This is a genomic window from Prauserella salsuginis (assembly GCF_024648885.1).
Classification (GTDB): domain Bacteria; phylum Actinomycetota; class Actinomycetes; order Mycobacteriales; family Pseudonocardiaceae; genus Prauserella; species Prauserella salsuginis.
Map to the genome: position 1 here is coordinate 645,790 of NZ_JANBBF010000010.1, position 16,120 is coordinate 661,909.

The window sequence follows — 16,120 nt, forward strand, 5'->3', positions numbered from 1 at the left end:
CGTAATGTGGGCACCGGAGGGTTGGGTGTGGTGAAGGTAACGTGGGCGGAACCGGCGATGCGGGTGCGCGGAATCAGGCAGGGTGGAGATCGTGAGTGACACGCCGCCGCACGAGCCTCCCGGCGAGGTGCCACCGCGCCGCGAGCAGGCTCCGCACACCGACGCAGCCGAGCGCAGCGAACAGGCACCGCAGCGCGGGACGGACCGACGTCGCGAGTCGCTGGCGAGCCTGTTGGGCGGGCGCAAGGGTGCGATCGATGCGAGCCTGCCGCCGGTGGCGTTCGTCGTCGGCTGGCTCGTGTCGGGTTCGTCGATCGGCTGGGGTGCGGCTGCCGCGATCGCGCTGAGCGTGGTCATCGGCTGTTTCCGGCTCGCCCGCGGCGACAAGGTCAGGGCGGTGCTGATCAGCCTGGCCGCTGTCGTGCTCGCAGCATTGATCGCCCTGCGCACCGGCCGTGCGCAGGACTTCTTCCTCATTCAGTTGCTGTCCAATGTGGCCAGCGCGCTCGCGTGGGCCGTGAGTATCGCGATCCGGTGGCCGTTGCTCGGCGTGGTCGTCGGCACCGTGCTCGGGCAGAAGACGCGTTGGCGGTCGGATCCGGATCTGCTGCGGGCGTACTCGCGCGCGAGCTGGGTGTGGGTGTTCGGCCAGTACACGCTGCGTATCGCGGTGTTCGGCGTGCTGTGGTGGGCCGGGGAGGTCGTCGCCCTCGGTGTCGCGCGCACGGTGCTGTCGTGGCCGCTGGTCGCGCTGACCGTCGGGGTGAGCGGTTGGGTGCTGCATCGTTCGTTGCCGGCGGAACACCCGGGGCTGCGGCATCCCGTGCCGCCCGCGGCGCGCGAAGCGGGGGCGTCCGACGGTGACCCGGCCGACGGGGAGTCGTCCGACGCCCCGGGGCAGTCCCACAAGGAGTCGGGGTGGTCCTGCGGGGATACCGGGACCTCGACGGAGGCAACCGAGGGTAGAGCGGCGGACGCGATCGATTCGGACGCATCCCCCGGTGGTACGAACGCGCGGTCCGCACCACCGGGGTGCGACAGGTAGGCGGCCCCCGGCGAGGGGGGAGGTCCGGGGGCCGCCGGTCACCCTACTCTGTTCGGGTGAGGTATGCGGCGACCGAACCCCCTTAGCGCGGCGAGCCACGCGGCGCCCAGCACCCCGTCCTTGCTTTCTCGCACGTCACGGTCGCGCAGGCGATCGTGGATGCGCATACGCACCGGGCTGGCTGCCCCGAGGACGCTGCCGACGAGCACGATCGGCGTGGTCTCGTCGCTGTCGCGGGCCGCGAGAGCGATGTCGATCAGCCGGTCAGCGGCGTCGTCGGCGATGCGCGCCGCGACGGGGTCGGACTCCACCGCCGCGCTCACGAGTGGTGCGAACCGGGCCAGCTGGACGGGCGGCTCCCCGTTGACGACGGTGATGAGCAAGTGGAACGCGCGCGGCGCCGCGGGATCGACCCCGGCTTCCGACAATACCGACGACGTCAGCTCACCGAGTGGATCGCCCCTGGTCAGTGCGTCGAGCGTGGCTCGGACCGCCTCCCTGCCGATCCAGAAACCCGATCCCTCGTCGCCGAGCAGCCAGCCGTAACCGCCGGAGACCGACACCATCTGCCGGTCGCGGATCCGTCCAGCGATCGATCCCGTGCCTGCGACGAGGACCGTGCCGTCCGGCGCGTCCGTGGCCGACGCGAACGCCGTCTCGGCGTCGGAGACCACGTGCGGCGTGACGTCGAAGCCCGCCTCCCGCCACGTCCGTTCGAACAGCGATGCGACGGCCGGGTCGGTCAGCTTGCTCGAACCCGCCATCCCGACGACGCACTCGCCCAGTTCGGCGCGGTCGAGGTCGATGGTGGCCGCGGCGACGGCCTCGGCGATGGCGGACGCGGCCTTCTCCGGCGGGTGCGAGTTGGGGTTCGCACCGCCCGCGCGGCCGGTGCCGAGCACGCGCATGCCGGCGTCGACCGCGCACGCCCTGGTGCTGGTGCCGCCCGCGTCCACTCCGACGACGTACATCAGCGGGTCTTCGTCACTTTGTGCAGGCCACGCGGGTTGTCGGGGTTGCCGCCCCTGGCGAGCGACAGGTGCAGCGCCAGCCGCTGCACCGGAAGGATCTCCAGGATCGGTGCCACCTCTTCGGCCGTTTCGGGGACGTCGATGCGCAGCGCCGCGGGCATCGAGGACGCCGCCGAGCCGACCGCGAGCACGTCCGCGCCGCGCTCGCCGACCGCACGCAGCACGTCGCCCATCACCTCGCCACCGCGGCCGACGCTGGCCATGCCCAGCACGGCCGTCTCCTCGTCGACGGCCGCGACCGGCCCGTGCAACAGGTCCGCACCGCTGTAGGCGTGCGTCTGCAGGTAACTCGTCTCGGCGAGTTTCAGCGACGATTCAAGGGCCGAGGCGTACGAGTAGCCACGGGCGGCCGCGATCACCCGGTCGGCGAAGCGGTACCGGTCCACGGCGCGGGAGACCTGGTCGGCCGAGTCGCGCAACGTGGCCTCGGCGCGCTCGCCGATGTCGGCGACCGCGCCGCCGTCGCCGCCGCGAATGGCGTCGACCAGCAGATACAGCGTCAGCAGCGTCGCCGTGTACGTCTTCGTGGCCGCGACGGCCTTCTCCTCGCCTGCGCCGATGTCCACGGCGAGATCCGCGGCCGAGAACAGTTCCGACGACCGTGTGTTGCTGACCGCGACCGTGCGTGCACCGGCCTCGCTCGCCGCCCGGGTCACCTCGAGCAGGTCGGGGGAACCGCCGCTCTGGCTGACCGAGACGACGAGGACGTCCCGCAGGTCGGGGCGCGCGCCGTAGAGCGTCGTCGTCGAAGGCGACACCAGTCCGACCGGAATGCCGAGGAGCACTTCGATCAGGTATTTCGCGTAGATCGCGGCGTGGTCGCTGGAGCCGCGGGCCGCCAGTAGTGCGAACCGCGGACGGTGCCGGGCGATGTCGGCTGCGACGGCCGCGATCTCGGCGCGATGCTCGGCGATCGTGGCCAGCATGTCGGGCTGCTGGTCGATCTCCGCGGTCATCAGCGCGCCGGGCTGCGCATCGGTCACGATGCTCCTCTCAAATCCCCGTTAAGGTCTAGACCAATACTAGACAGGTTGAACATGGGCCGCGAAGGGTAGTTTGGCGGGTAAGGCGTTTCGGGGCGCTGGAGTGGAGGAGTCGCCATGTTGGAGGTTTCCGGAGCCAAGGGCGGTACGGCAACCGTCGCACGAGGAGGACGGGAGCCGAAGTACTGGGCTCTCAAGCAGCATCTGCTGGATCAGCTGGATTCGCTACCCCCGGGGGCACCGATCCCCACGGAGCGTGCGCTCGCCGGCGAGTTCCACGTCTCCCGCACGACGGTCCGGCAGGCGCTGGCGGACCTGACCGCGGAGGGCAGGCTGCATCGGGTGCAGGGCAAGGGCACGTTCGCCGCTGAGCCGAAGGTGGCGCAGCGGCTGCAGCTCTCGTCCTACACCGAGGACATGCTGGCGCAGGGGCTGGAACCCTCGTCGCAGTTGCTCGAGGTGGACGAGGTGTTCGCGGAGGGTGACCTGCCGAAACTGCTCGGTATCCGTACCGGCGCGAAGGTGCTGTTGTTGCGGAGGCTGCGGCTCGCCGACGACGAGCCGATGGCACTCGAGACGACACATCTTCCGCTTGCGCGGTTCCGCGGGCTGAAGCGGCAGATGATCGAGGGCGGGTCGCTGTACGAGGCGCTCGCCGAGCGGTACGGCGTCGAGATGGACCGGGCCGAGGAGACGATCGAGACCTCGCTCGCCGGTCCGGAGGAGGCCGAACTGCTGGGCGCCGACGTCGGTGTCCCGGTGCTGCTGCTGAACCGGCAGACGTTCGGTTCCGACGGCAAGCCGGTCGAGTTCGTCCGGTCGATCTATCGCGGTGATCGCTACAAGTTCGTCACCACCCTCACGAGGCCGTAGCCGGTCGCGGTGCTTCACCGTGGCTTTACCGTCCTATGTGGACGTCGGCAGGGTGTCCGCGCTCACGCGAATAGTTCTCGCTTTTCCGAAACGACGGGACCACCGAATGCGATGCATTGGGTAAGGGCGAGGGATGTGAGCGCGGACCAGAGGGGCTATGACCGACGACGACAGGATTCACGAAGACAGCAGAGCACGGAGAGTCGGACAGGGGGGCGCGGCAGGCCGCGGTGCCGCGGACGGCACGGTGCCACACGCCGCGGCAGGCGGTGCGGCAGCCGACGGCGGTGCTAGGGCAGCCGACGGTACTGCAGCCGACCATGCCGCAGCCGACCGTGCTGCAGCCGACGCCGGCAATGCGGCGGGCGAGGAGAAGGAGAAGTCCGGGCTGCGGCCCGCTCCGGTCATCGCGGGCGGGATCGCGGCGACTACGGCGGCCTTCCTGTGCTCGTTCTTCGGCGTGTACGGGACGGTCATCGGTGCGGGCGCGATCAGCGTGCTGAGCACCGTCGGCAGCGAGCTGTACCTGCGTTCGATCCGCCGTTCCAGGGAGGCCGCGCGCAAGGCGAAGGCCAAGGCCGCGGCGCTCGCCGAGGCGAAGACCGGAGGCCGGGCGCGGGGCCGCACCGCGGTGTTGCGCTTGCCCGCGACGCAGCAGGGCTCGACGGCGGGGCCGACGACGCGCAGGATCCTGTCGAACGCGGACCAGCCCACCGACCGGCTCCCCGTCGGCAGCCTCACGGCTGTGCAACGGGCGGACGCTGACGCGGACCCGGCGTCGGAAAGGTCGAACGGGATGCGCGACCTGCTCCGGCGGCGGTGGCCGGTGCTGGCAGCGACCAGCGTCGTGGTGTTCGGCATCGGAATGCTGGTGCTCACCGGTTTCGAGCTGGCCACGGGCGGTTCGCTGAACGGTCAGGGGCGCAGCACGGTCGGTGCGATCGTCGGCGACCGCGGTCCGTCCGATTCCGAGGACGGCGTCAGGGACGGACGCGACGGCGACGCGCCCGCGACGACGGACGATCGCGCTCCCGTCGAGTCGGAGGATCCCACCGGCGAGGCCACTCCCACCGAGGAGGCGCCGCAGCCTTCGGAGGAACAGGAAGGTCAGCAGCCGGGCGAGGACCGGCCGACCGAGGAGCCGGAGCCGACCGACGAGCCGACGGATGTCGAGGAACCGGCGGACACGCCCGAGCAGCCCGCCGAACCCGAAGGGGACGAGGCAACGCCTGCACCCTGACCGGCACACCTGACCGCCGCGCCTCACCGGCGCCCGCCGTCGGCAGCAGGACACGCTCGAGGCCAACACGCGCGAGGCCAACACGCGCGAGGAGGCAGCCCCGCGTCGGAACGGCGTGTCCTGCGCCCGGCCGAGTGCAGGACACGCGGTGCTGAGTGCAGGACACGCGGTGCTGAGTGCAGGACACGCGGTGCCGAGTGCAGGACACGCGGGGCGGTCCCGGAGGACTACAGCAGCGAGGCGCGAAGGGTGGCTGCGGCCGACCGCGGGTCGTCGGCATCGGTGATGGCACGCACCACGACGGCGCGGTCGACGCCCGCGGTCCGTACCTCCGGCATGCGCTCGGCGTCGATACCACCGATCGCGAACCACGGTCGTTGCGAGTCGACCGTGTCCGCCACGTCCCGCACCAGATCGAGTCCCGGAGCGCTGCGGCCCGGTTTCGTCGGGGTCGGCCAGCACGGGCCCACACAGAAGTAGTCGACGCCCGGCTCGGACGCCGCTGCGCGAGCCTGGTCGAGCGAGTGTGTCGACCGGCCGATCACGGTGTCCTCGCCCACGACGCGGCGGGCGTGCGTCACCGGGAGGTCGTCCTGACCGAGGTGCAGCACGTCCGCTCCCGCCGCCAGCGCGATGTCGGCACGGTCGTTGACGGCCAGCAGCGCACCGCGGCGGGCGCAGACCTCGGCGAGCGTCTCGAGCGCGGCGAGTTCGTCGGCCGCCTCCATCGCGGGCTTCTCGCGCAGCTGGATGATGTCGACGCCGCCCGCGAGTGCCGCATCGGCGAACTCCGCGAGGTCGGGGCGCATCGGTGTGCACAGGTACAACCGCGCGTCGGAGAGGCGCGCGCGAATCCGATCACCGCTCAGGCCGGGCATGGCATCACGGTAGCGCGCCGCGGTAGGTTGGTGGTGTCCGCACGGGAGCCCTGCCGGGCTGAGAGGGAGCACCGGGCCGAGTCGCATCGGCGCTGACTCCGACCGTGGAACCTGATCCGGATCATGCCGGCGCAGGGAGCGTGAATCGTATGTCCGAGTTCGCCGTTCCGGCCTCGGTCGCAGGCGCGACCGAGGTGGCCGTGGTGGGAGGCGGGGTCGTCGGCCTCGCCGTCGCGTGGCGGGCCGTGTCCGCCGGGCACCGCGTGACGTTGTTCGATCCGGCGCCGGAACGCGCTGCCTCGCGGGTCGCGGGCGGCATGCTGGCGCCGGTGACCGAGGCGTGGCCCGGTGAGGAGGACGTGCTGGAGCTCGGCGAGGAGTCGCTGCGGCGTTGGCCCGCGTTCGCAGGGGAGCTGACGGCCTGCGGGCACGATCCGGCCCTTTCGACGTCCGGTACGGTCGTCGCCGCCTTCGACCGCGCCGACGCCGAAACCCTGCACACGCTCGCCGGTTACCTGCACGAGCTCGGCCGCGAGGCGACGTACGTGCCCGCGCGACAGCTGCGGCGGATCGAACCGGGCCTTGCGGGTGCGGTCACCGGAGGGCTCGTCGTACCCGGCGACCTCGCGGTCGACACCCGTCGCCTGCTGGCTGCGTTGCACGACGGCGCGGCGTCCCGTGGTGCGGTGACGGTGCCGGAGGAGGTCGTCGCAGTCGAGCCGGGTGTGGTGCGCACCGCGCGCGGCGAGTACCCGGCCGGGGCGATCGTGGTGGCCGCGGGCGCGTGGAGCCGGTCGCTGCTGCCGGACGTCGGCGCGCACATCCGGCCGTTGAAGGGCGAGGTCCTTCGGCTGCGCTCGCGGCGAACGACGCTGCCACCGCCGAGCGGCACGCTTCGCGCGATGGTCGAGGGCGAGCCCGTCTACCTCGTCCCGCGCGGCCGCGGTGAATCCGCCGACGGCGATCTCGTGGTCGGCGCGACACAGTACGAGGCGGGATTCGACACGGCCGTCACCGCACGCGGCGTGCGGCGGCTGCTGGATGCCGCCGAGCGCGTGTTCCCCGGCATCGCGGAGTACGAACTCGTCGAGACCGCTGCGGGCCTGCGCGCGGGCAGCGCCGACAATCTTCCGCTGCTGGGCGAGGTCGCCGACGGGGTGTACGCCGCGACCGGTCACCACCGCGGCGGGCTGCTGCTCGCGCCCGTCACGGCGGACGCCGTCGTCGCGTGGCTCGCCGGTGGCGAACCGCCGCCCGGCGTCGCGGCGGCCCATCCCGATCGTGTGAAGGAGCGGGTGTCATGAACATCCAGGTCAACGGCGAGGCCCGCGAGTTGCCCGACGGCAGCACAGTCGCGGGCGTGCTCGCCGCGCTGGACGTGCCCGAACAGGGCGTCGCCGTGGCCGTCGACGGAGTGGTGGTGCGCCGGGCCGAATGGCCCCGCACCGCCGTCGGCGACGGGGCGCACGTGGAGATCCTCACCGCCGTCCAGGGCGGTTGAGGGGACGGAGGCTGACATGACAGGCGATGCAGCAGGCGAGCCGACCGGCATGCTGGCGATCGGCGATCACAAGTTCACCTCGAGGCTGGTCATCGGCACCGGCGGGGCGGCGAACCTCGATGTTCTGGAACGCGCGCTCACCGCGTCGGGCACGGAGCTGACGACCGTCGCGATGCGCCGCGCCGATCTCGGCTCCGGTTCCGGGGTGCTGGACCTGTTGCGCAGGCTCGGCATCGCGGTGCTTCCCAACACCGCGGGTTGCCGTACCGCGGCCGAGGCGGTGCTGACGGCGCAGCTGGCGCGCGAGGCGCTCGGCACGGACCTGATCAAGCTCGAGGTTCACGCCGACGACCGCACCCTGCTGCCCGACCCGATCGAGACGGTCGACGCGGCTCAGCAGCTCACCGACGAGGGGTTCACGGTCCTCGCTTACACCAACGACGACCCGGTGACCGCCTTGCGGCTGGAGGAGGCGGGCTGCGCTGCCGTGATGCCGCTCGGTTCGCCCATCGGCACCGGCCTCGGCATCCGCAACCCGCACAACATCGAACTGATCGTCGCCCGCGCCGGCGTGCCCGTGGTCCTCGACGCCGGTATCGGCACGGCGTCCGATGCGACCCTGGCGATGGAACTCGGCTGCGACGCCGTGCTGCTGTCCACCGCCGTCACCCGTGCGCAGGATCCCGAGCGGATGGCGGCGGCGATGCGCGCGGGCGTCACCGCGGGCAGGCTCGCGCGCGAGGCGGGCCGGATTCCGCAGCGGTTCTGGGCGCAGGCGTCGAGCCCGCCGCGGTGAGGTGATCGCGTGCGGACGACTGAGCGGGACGGTTTCGGCGCCTCGTTCTCCTCGGTCGGGGGCGGGGAACGTATGGTGAACGCCCACTCGTGTGCGATCGAAGGAGCGTAGGTGACCACGCCGAACGATGTCCCGCATCGGCTGTTCCTGTCCATCGGGCGGCTGTCGCGAGCACTGCGGCAGGCCGGCGCGCCTGGGCCCGGCCACGGCGCGATCTCCGCGATGGCCACGCTCGACGTCCACGGTCCGCTCCGTCTCGGTGACCTCGCGTTGAAAGAGGGCGTCGCCGCGGCCACCATGTCGCGGATCGTGGCCACCCTCGTCGAGTCCGGTTTCGTGGCCCGCGAGCCCGACCCGATCGACCGCCGCGCCTGGCTCGCCGAGCTCACCGACGAAGGCAGGCGCACGCTCCACGATGTCCAGTCGGTGCGGATCAGGGAGCTGTGCGCCCGCATCGACCGCCTGTCCGACGACCGCAGGGCCGCCCTCGAGGCAGCGCTCCCGGCGTTGGAAGCCCTCCTGGACGAGGAATCCGACCCGACATAGCACCGCGTGTCCTGCGCCCACCCGTCGCCCGGCCGCCACCCCCAACGTCGCGCTGACGCGCGACTGCGCCTCCCGCGTGTCCTGCACTCAGCACCGCGTGTCCTGCGCCCGGGCCCCGTGTAGCGCCCGCCCGTCGCCCCACCGCCGCCCATCCGAGTGGTGCCGGTGCGAGCGGACGGGCGATCGTGGCGCAGGCGAACAACCGCCCGTGTTGCAGATCCGGGCTCGTGTTGCAGGTCCGGGGCCCGTGCCTGCCCGTTCGTCGCGGTGCAGCCGTGTCGGCGAGTCAGACCTCCGGGGCGAACTCCTCCGGTGCGAGACGCCAGAAGGCCGACACGGGGCCGATCTTCGCGCCCATCGGGTACGAGTGCTCGACCGCTTTGGTGACGAACGCCTTGGCGAACCGGGCGGCGTCGACCATCGACATGCCGCGCGCGAGCCCGGCCGTCAACGCCGAGGCCATCGCGTCGCCCGCGCCGTGCGTGTGTGGGGTGTCGTGCCGCGGGCCCGGCAGCTCGACGAACTCGGACCCGTCGTAGAGCAGGTCGACGCATTCGCTGTCCCGCACCAGGTGGCCGCTCTTGACCAGCACGTACCGCGGCCCGAGATCGTGCAGCGCGAGCGCGGCGTCGCGCATCTGCGCCCTGCCGGTGACGTCCATGCCGGTCAGCAACCGGACCTCGTCGAGGTTCGGAGTGAGCACCGTCGCGCGGGGCAGCAGCCGCTGACGCAGCGCGGTGAGGCCGCCTTCGTCGAACAGCGGATGGCCCGTCATCGACGCCGCGACCGGGTCGACGACGAACGGCACGCGGGCGTCGCGGCCGATCCCCGCGTCGTCGCAGGCGTCGGCGACCTCGTGGATGATCTCGGCCGACGCCAGCATGCCCGTTTTCGCGGCGTCGACACCCATGTCGCCGGCCACGGCGGCGATCTGTCCCGACACGATGCGTGCGGGGATGTCGGCCCGGTCGTGGACGCCCAGCGTGTTCTGCACCGTCACGGCCGTCACGGCGACGAGCCCGTGTACTCCGCACGTCAGGAACGTGCGCAGGTCGGACTGCAGTCCCGCGGCGCCGCCGGAGTCGGAGCCCGCGATCGTCAGCGCGGCAGGAGGTCGGGTGGTCATCCCTCCAGTGTCGCCTCCGCCTTCCGGATCAGGCCAGTGGGCGTCGGTATGAACACAGCGTGAACGATCGGTTCTGACGGGTCATCGGCGGCGGTGCCTCCTCGTACTCTGCCAACACCATGAAAATCGCGGAGACGCTGCAGACCGTCGCCTCGGTGCTGGGGTCGGACCAGGGTCTGCTGGTCATGTTGGTGCTGTCCGTGCTCGCGATCGCGGCGCCCTTCGCGGACCGCCACCTGATCCGCCGCAAACGCCTGTCGTACCGGGTGCTGTACAACTCGAAGCTCGGGGTGAGTCCCGACCTGGACGACGGGGACGTCTTCGGTGAGATTCCGCCCGGCGCCGACGCGGGCATGCACGAGCTCGCCGACAAGATGAGCCGGATGACGAGCGTCGTCGTGCGCCTGCGCAACGCGGGGATCGAGGACATCCGCTCGGAGGATCTGAGCAAGCATCCGCTGACGCTGGAGTTCGGTGGCCGGGTCATCTGGAACGCGCGGATCTCGGATCCCAGCGTGGAGACGCACCGGCTCGCGCACAAGCGGAGCCTGACCTTCCTGCCGGAGCCGAAGGCCGCGCCCGCACGCGGTGGCGACGTGTCCCCCGCGAATCTCGAGGAGGTGCGGACCACGTCGCGGCGCAAGCTGTGGCCGCGCCGGCGGGACGACGAAGAACAGTCCGCCGAGCCGAAACCGGAAACTCCACAGTGGACTCGCATCGAGTTGCACGACTTCTCGTTGCAGCGTAAGGAACAACTGAAGATCGCGGTCGTCCTGCGGGAACCCGGTGATACGGGCGAGCTCACCAAGGGCTTCGACGTGCAGGGGCAGCTGGACGGTGGCCGGATCGTCGACGAGAGCGACCAGGCGGGCGTGACGTGGCCCCGCGCTGCCGCGATGGTCGGCCTGCTTCTGGTGGGCGTGCTGTTGGCGACGTTGCTCGCCAACGCGTCGAAGCCCGCCGCGGACCCCGCGGTGGCGTGCGGCGACGGCGAGCTGACCGTGGTGGGCTCGAGCGCGTTCACACCCGCCGTCGAGAACATCGCCGAGGCATACGCGGCGGCGTGCCCCGGCTCGGCGATCACGACCAGGCCGACCGGCAGCAACGCCGGCGTGCGCGAGCTGATGAGCGACGACGTTCGGCCCGGTTCCACCGTCGCGCTGTCCGACGGGCTGGCCCGTCACGAGAGCGAGCAGCTGGAGGCGAACCCGCTCGCGGTGATCGTGTACACGCTCGTGGTCGACGAGTCCGTCGGCATCGACGAGTTGACCACGCAGCAGGTTCGCGGCATCTACACCGGCAGGTACCGCGACTGGGACGAACTCCGCCCCGGCCCGTCGGTGCCGATCCGGATCGTGGGCCGCGGCGGCGAATCCGGTTCGCGGACGACGTTCGAACAGCGCGTGCTGGGCAGGTCGGAGGGGCCGTTGACGTCCGACAGCTGCGACGGCGCCGACCGCGTCGCCGAGGCCGACATCGTGCGGTGCGAACGCGGCAGTGAACGCATCGTCCTCGACGAAGTGGCCAGTACCCGAGGAGCCATCGGCTACGTGGACGTCCCTTCGGCGAACGAAGCCCGCTCCGAGGGGCGCGCCCTCAGCGTCGTCGAACTGGACGGTGGATACCCCGATCCCGGCAACATTCCGGACGGCTATCCGTTCTGGACCATCGAGTACCTCTACACGAAGGGCGAGGCCGACCGGACGTCCCTGCAGTCCGGATTCCTCGAGTACCTGCGCAGTGGCACCGCGCGCGACGAGCTGCACAGTGCGGGTTACGTGCCGTGTGTGCGCAAGGACGGCAGGCTCCACGCCCTGTGTCGGTGGTAGAACCCGGCGCCTGCGCTCACGGGCTACGCCGATCGGCCGAATGCGGGTGCCTGCGGCCGTACGCTGCGGCGGTGAAAGGTGGCGACCTCGGCGTAACCGAACCGATCGCGTCGCCGGCGCTGAGCGGGTTCGTTCACCGGCGCTTCAGCGGGCCGCCCGATGACGATCACATGCGCGGTGTCGGGCGCTGCCAGTCTTCCTGCCATGACCCCATTACGGCAGGTGCCCCGGTCCCTCATTTCCGTCTCCACAGCGTGTGCGGTGTTGCTCGGCGGTGTCGCCGTCCCGCCCGCCGTCACGGCCGCCGTCCCCGCAACCGCATTCGACAATCCTGCGACCACGGCGCAGTCCGGCACCGTGCTCGCTCCCGGCGTGACCCACCGGCCGTTCACGGTCGAGACCACCGCAGGCGCCGTGCAGGGCCACGTGCTGACGGTCGACGTGCTGAAAGCGCGCCTCGGCCTGCTGCACCCCGACGCGGTCGCGCAGCGCGACGAGATCCCCGACATGGCGGGCGCCCAGGACGCGCTCGCGGGCGTGAACGGCGACTTCTTCAACATCAGCGACTCGCACGAGGGCGTCGAGCCGACGGGGTCGTCGGTCGGTCCCGCGATCACCGGCGGCGACGCGCTCAAGGGTGCGGTGCCCGACGGTCAGCGGTTCGGCCCCGCGTTGCCCGACGGCACCTCGACACGGGACGTGTTCGGCATGGGCGTCGACCGCAGGGTTCGGATGTCTACATTGGACGTCACCGGAACGGTCCGCACCGCCGACGGAGCCTTCGACGTCGACGGCATGAACCAGTACGCACTGCCCGAGAACGGCGTCGGCGTGTACACCACGGATTGGGGGCCGATGAGCAGGGTGCGTCCCACGTGTGGCACCGACACCGACCGGCAGGCACCCTGCAGCGACGAGACCGAGGAGGTGGTCGTACAGGACGGTGTCGTCATCGCCGAACGGGACGAACCCGGAGAAGGCCGGATCCCGGCCGACGCGACCGTGCTGGTGGGCCGCGAGGATGGAGCGGACCGGCTCGAGGCGCTCGACGAGGGCGACCGAGTGCTGGTGCGGTCCGGTTTGGACGCCGATGAGCCCGTGCCACCGTTCGAGTTCGCCGTGGGCGGCTATCCGATCCTGCGTGACGGCGCGCCGCTTCCCGGGCTCGACACGTCCGTGCTCGCCCCTCGGACGGCTGCCGGCGTGAGCTCCGACGGCCGCACCGCCTACCTCACCGTCGTCGACGGCCGATCGGCCGAGAGCGCAGGAATGACCGTCGCCGAACTCGCCGACCTGCTGCGGTCGTTCGGCGCCGTCGACGGCGTCAACCTGGACGGCGGCGGGTCCTCGACGTTCGTCACCCGCGAGCCGGGCGACCGGCAGGCGATCGTGCGCAACGTGCCCTCCGACGGCAAGCCCAGGGCGGTCGCCAACGGCGTGGGCGTGTTCCCGCGCTGAGCCGAACACGAGCACCGGAGTCCGCAGCACCCCCCATCAAGTGCTGTCGCGCGTCAGCGCGTTGATGAGGGGTGGCGGTCCGGCGACGGGTGGGCGCAACACGGCCCCGGGGAACGCAACACGGGCGCCGGGGAACGCAACACGGGCGCAGGTGATCAGTCCTCGCCGGCCAACCGCCAGAACGGGGAGACCGGTCCGATGCCGCCGCCCAGCGGGTAGGCCTCGGCGACGCAGCGTTCGATGAACCGCTTTCCCTCTTCGACGGCCGTGGGCACATCGGCGCCCTTCGCGAGTTCCGCCGTGACGGCCGAGGCGAGGGTGTCCCCACCGCCGTGCGTGTGCGGGGTGTCGTGTCGCGGCCCGTCGAGCTCCAGGTGCGTCGTGCCGTCGGAGAGTAGGTCCACGCAGCGTGGCCCGCTGTCGTGTCCGCCCTTGACCAGCACCCACCTCGGCCCGAGCGCCAGCAAAGCCTCGGCCGCGGCGTGCCTGCTCCCGGCGTCGGTGACCTCGACACCGGTCAGCAGGCGGACCTCGTCGAGGTTGGGAGTCACGAGCGTGGCGCGGGGCAACAGCTCGGTGCGGATCGCCTCCAGGGCTTCCTCACGTAGCAGTGGGTCGCCGTGCATCGAGGCGGCCACCGGATCGACGACGAAGGGCACGTCCGAGTCACGGCCGATCCCGACGTCGCCTAGGGTTTTCGCCACGGCCGTGATGATCTCCGCGGTGGCGAGCATCCCGGTCTTGGCTGCATCGGCGCCCATGTCACCGGTCACGGCCCGGATCTGCGCGGTGACGACGTTCGACGGGATCTCGGTGAAATCCTCGACGCCGAGTGAGTTCTGCACGGTAACGGCCGTGACCGCGGTCATGCCGTGCACGCCACAGGCGAAGAACGTCCGCAGGTCCGCCTGGATGCCGGCGCCGCCGCCGGAGTCGGAGCCTGCGATCGTGAGCGCCGTCGGCGGCGGTGCTTTCGCGCCTGCCGCTTCCGGAGAACCGCCGGTGCTCATTCCGCCACCGGTAGGTAGACCCGGCCGCCGCGGGAGCTGAACTCCTCGGACTTCTCCCGCATGCCCTCCTCGATGGCCTCCACAGAGGACAGGCCGTGTTCCTCGGCGTAGGCCCGGATGTCCTGGGTGATACGCATCGAGCAGAACTTCGGCCCGCACATCGAGCAGAAGTGCGCGGTCTTCGCGGGCTCGGCGGGAAGGGTCTCGTCGTGGTAGGCCCGCGCGGTGTCCGGGTCGAGGGACAGGTTGAACTGGTCGATCCAGCGGAACTCGAACCGCGCCTTCGACAGCGCGTCGTCCCGCTCCTGCGCTCGCGGATGCCCCTTGGCCAGGTCCGCGGAGTGCGCCGCGATCTTGTACGTGATGACGCCGGTCTTCACGTCGTCGCGGTTCGGCAGGCCCAGGTGCTCCTTCGGCGTGACGTAACACAGCATCGCGGTGCCGTGCCGGGCGATCTCGGCCGCGCCGATCGCCGACGTGATGTGGTCGTAGGCGGGCGCGATGTCCGTCGCGAGTGGACCGAGCGTGTAGAACGGCGCCTCGCCGCAGAGCTTCTCCTCGAGCTCGACGTTCTCCTTGATCTTGTCCATCGGTACGTGGCCGGGGCCTTCGATCATCACCTGCACGCCGTGGTCACGGGCGATGTGGGTCAGTTCGCCGAGTGTCTCCAACTCGGCGAACTGCGCGCGATCGTTGGCGTCGGCGATCGAACCGGGACGCAGTCCGTCACCGAGGGAGAACGTCACGTCGTAGGACCGCAGGATCTCGCACAGCTCGGAGAAACGTGTGTACAGGAACGACTCGCGGTGGTGGGCCAGGCACCACGCCGCCATGATCGAACCGCCGCGGGAGACGATGCCCGTCACTCGCTGGGCCGTCAGCGGGACGTAGCGCAGCAGCACTCCCGCGTGGACGGTCATGTAGTCCACGCCCTGTTCGCACTGCTCGATGATCGTGTCGCGGTAGAGCTCCCACGTCAGCTTCTCGGGCTCGCCGTCGACCTTCTCGAGAGCCTGGTAGATCGGAACGGTTCCGACCGGAACCGGTGAGTTACGCAGGATCCACTCGCGCGTCTCGTGGATCCGCTTCCCCGTCGACAGGTCCATGATCGTGTCGGCACCCCAGCGGGTCGCCCACACCATCTTCTCGACCTCTTCCTCGACCGAAGACGTCACGGCCGAGTTGCCCAGGTTGGCGTTGACCTTCACGAGGAAGTTCTTACCGATGATCATCGGCTCGGCCTCGGGATGCTTGCGGCTGACCGGAATCACGGCGCGCCCGGAGGCGACTTCGGACCGGACGAACTCGGCTGTCACGCCCTCACGGACCGCGATGAACTCCATCTCGGGCGTGACCACGCCATCGCGTGCCCATTCAAGCTGGGTGCGGTGCTCCGACGACCAGCCGCGACGCAACGGGTAAAGTCCATTGTGGACGTCGATGTCGGCGTCGGAATCGGTGTACGGGCCGGAGGTGTCGTAGACGTCGAAGTGCTCACCGTTCGTCAGTGCGATGCGGCGCACCGGGACCTGCAGGCCGGACTCGGTGGGGGCGTACGCCTTGGCGGAGCCCTCGATCGGTCCCGTCGTGACGGCGGAACCGTTGACGGAGGAGTCCGTGGCGGCGGACACGGCGGAATTGTCGGAAACAGGCGTCGGCAACGACATTCACTCCCTACGCTGGCATTATCCAGTCAGGTTCGTGCGGTCGGCGACACCGGGTCGTACCCAGTCGCCCTCTCAGCCCGCCAAGGCGCGAGCTCCCGCGTTCGATGTATTTGTTCCGACAGCGACGATGCCACCAT

14 protein-coding genes, 1 pseudogene and 2 riboswitches are annotated in these 16,120 nt (G+C 70.9%); of the genes and pseudogenes, 9 read left to right on the forward strand and 6 right to left on the reverse strand.

Features of this window, described 5'->3' with window-relative positions; translation table 11 throughout:
* Positions 1–220: 220 nt before the first annotated feature.
* Positions 221–823, forward strand: a pseudogene (locus LY40_RS14180) (DUF3159 domain-containing protein); the annotation flags it as partial.
* Positions 824–1,083: 260 nt separating this feature from the next.
* Here LY40_RS14180 and LY40_RS14185 read toward each other — a convergent pair.
* Positions 1,084–2,019: an N-acetylglucosamine kinase gene (locus LY40_RS14185; protein ID WP_258937216.1), complete on the reverse strand. Its 936-nt coding sequence runs from the start codon at positions 2,017–2,019 to the stop codon at positions 1,084–1,086.
* Entirely contained in the window at positions 2,016–3,032 is a 1,017-nt protein-coding gene (locus LY40_RS14190; RefSeq protein ID WP_183785374.1) for an SIS domain-containing protein, read from the reverse strand. Before LY40_RS14190 ends, LY40_RS14185 begins: the two co-directional genes overlap by 4 nt.
* A 144-nt stretch (positions 3,033–3,176) precedes the next feature.
* Between LY40_RS14190 and LY40_RS14195 the strand changes: the two genes are divergently transcribed.
* Positions 3,177–3,932: a GntR family transcriptional regulator gene (locus LY40_RS14195; protein WP_183782568.1), complete on the forward strand. Its 756-nt coding sequence runs from the start codon at positions 3,177–3,179 to the stop codon at positions 3,930–3,932.
* A gap of 247 nt (positions 3,933–4,179) precedes the next feature.
* Entirely contained in the window at positions 4,180–5,172 is a 993-nt protein-coding gene (locus LY40_RS14200; protein ID WP_258937116.1) for an ICP22 family protein, read from the forward strand.
* A 227-nt stretch (positions 5,173–5,399) separates the two neighbouring features.
* Here the strand turns inward: LY40_RS14200 and thiE are convergent, their stop codons facing one another.
* Positions 5,400–6,050, reverse strand: coding sequence for a thiamine phosphate synthase (gene thiE / locus LY40_RS14205; RefSeq protein WP_258937117.1), 651 nt, complete (start codon positions 6,048–6,050; stop codon positions 5,400–5,402).
* A gap of 31 nt (positions 6,051–6,081) precedes the next feature.
* Positions 6,082–6,205: riboswitch (TPP riboswitch) on the forward strand.
* On the opposite strand from thiE, the gene thiO reads away from it, so the two are divergent.
* The 4 genes from thiO to LY40_RS14225 all read left to right on the forward strand — a co-directional run bounded on the left by thiO (position 6,200) and on the right by LY40_RS14225 (position 8,893).
* On the forward strand, positions 6,200–7,354 hold the full coding sequence (gene thiO / locus LY40_RS14210) for a glycine oxidase ThiO (protein WP_183782574.1): 1,155 nt from the start codon (positions 6,200–6,202) through the stop codon (positions 7,352–7,354). Its footprint overlaps the riboswitch before it by 6 nt.
* Positions 7,351–7,551 (forward strand): sulfur carrier protein ThiS, encoded by a 201-nt coding sequence (thiS, locus tag LY40_RS14215; protein ID WP_258937118.1) that lies wholly within the window; start codon positions 7,351–7,353, stop codon positions 7,549–7,551. Before thiO ends, thiS begins: the two co-directional genes overlap by 4 nt.
* 16 nt (positions 7,552–7,567) lie before the next feature.
* Complete coding sequence (locus LY40_RS14220; RefSeq protein ID WP_307876803.1) at positions 7,568–8,347, forward strand: thiazole synthase; 780 nt, start codon at positions 7,568–7,570, stop codon at positions 8,345–8,347.
* A 111-nt stretch (positions 8,348–8,458) separates the two neighbouring features.
* Entirely contained in the window at positions 8,459–8,893 is a 435-nt protein-coding gene (locus LY40_RS14225; protein ID WP_183782579.1) for a MarR family winged helix-turn-helix transcriptional regulator, read from the forward strand.
* Positions 8,894–9,179: 286 nt separating this feature from the next.
* On the opposite strand, the gene thiD (LY40_RS14230) is transcribed toward LY40_RS14225, so the two are convergent.
* Positions 9,180–10,019 (reverse strand): bifunctional hydroxymethylpyrimidine kinase/phosphomethylpyrimidine kinase, encoded by an 840-nt coding sequence (thiD, locus tag LY40_RS14230; RefSeq protein ID WP_258937119.1) that lies wholly within the window; start codon positions 10,017–10,019, stop codon positions 9,180–9,182.
* A gap of 119 nt (positions 10,020–10,138) precedes the next feature.
* Here thiD (LY40_RS14230) and LY40_RS14235 point away from each other — a divergent pair, with 119 nt between their 5' ends.
* A complete protein-coding gene (locus tag LY40_RS14235; RefSeq protein WP_258937120.1) occupies positions 10,139–11,848 on the forward strand; it encodes a PstS family phosphate ABC transporter substrate-binding protein in 1,710 nt (569 codons plus the stop codon).
* Between the two features lie 204 nt (positions 11,849–12,052).
* Positions 12,053–13,306, forward strand: a complete 1,254-nt coding sequence (locus LY40_RS14240) for a phosphodiester glycosidase family protein (RefSeq protein WP_258937121.1) — start codon at positions 12,053–12,055, stop codon at positions 13,304–13,306.
* A 155-nt stretch (positions 13,307–13,461) separates the two neighbouring features.
* Here the strand turns inward: LY40_RS14240 and thiD (LY40_RS14245) are convergent, their stop codons facing one another.
* Positions 13,462–14,316 (reverse strand): bifunctional hydroxymethylpyrimidine kinase/phosphomethylpyrimidine kinase, encoded by an 855-nt coding sequence (thiD, locus tag LY40_RS14245; RefSeq protein WP_258937122.1) that lies wholly within the window; start codon positions 14,314–14,316, stop codon positions 13,462–13,464.
* Positions 14,313–15,947 (reverse strand): phosphomethylpyrimidine synthase ThiC, encoded by a 1,635-nt coding sequence (gene thiC / locus LY40_RS14250; RefSeq protein ID WP_308216689.1) that lies wholly within the window; start codon positions 15,945–15,947, stop codon positions 14,313–14,315. Before thiC ends, thiD (LY40_RS14245) begins: the two co-directional genes overlap by 4 nt.
* A 23-nt stretch (positions 15,948–15,970) precedes the next feature.
* Positions 15,971–16,092, reverse strand: a riboswitch (TPP riboswitch).
* Positions 16,093–16,120 lie beyond the last annotated feature (28 nt).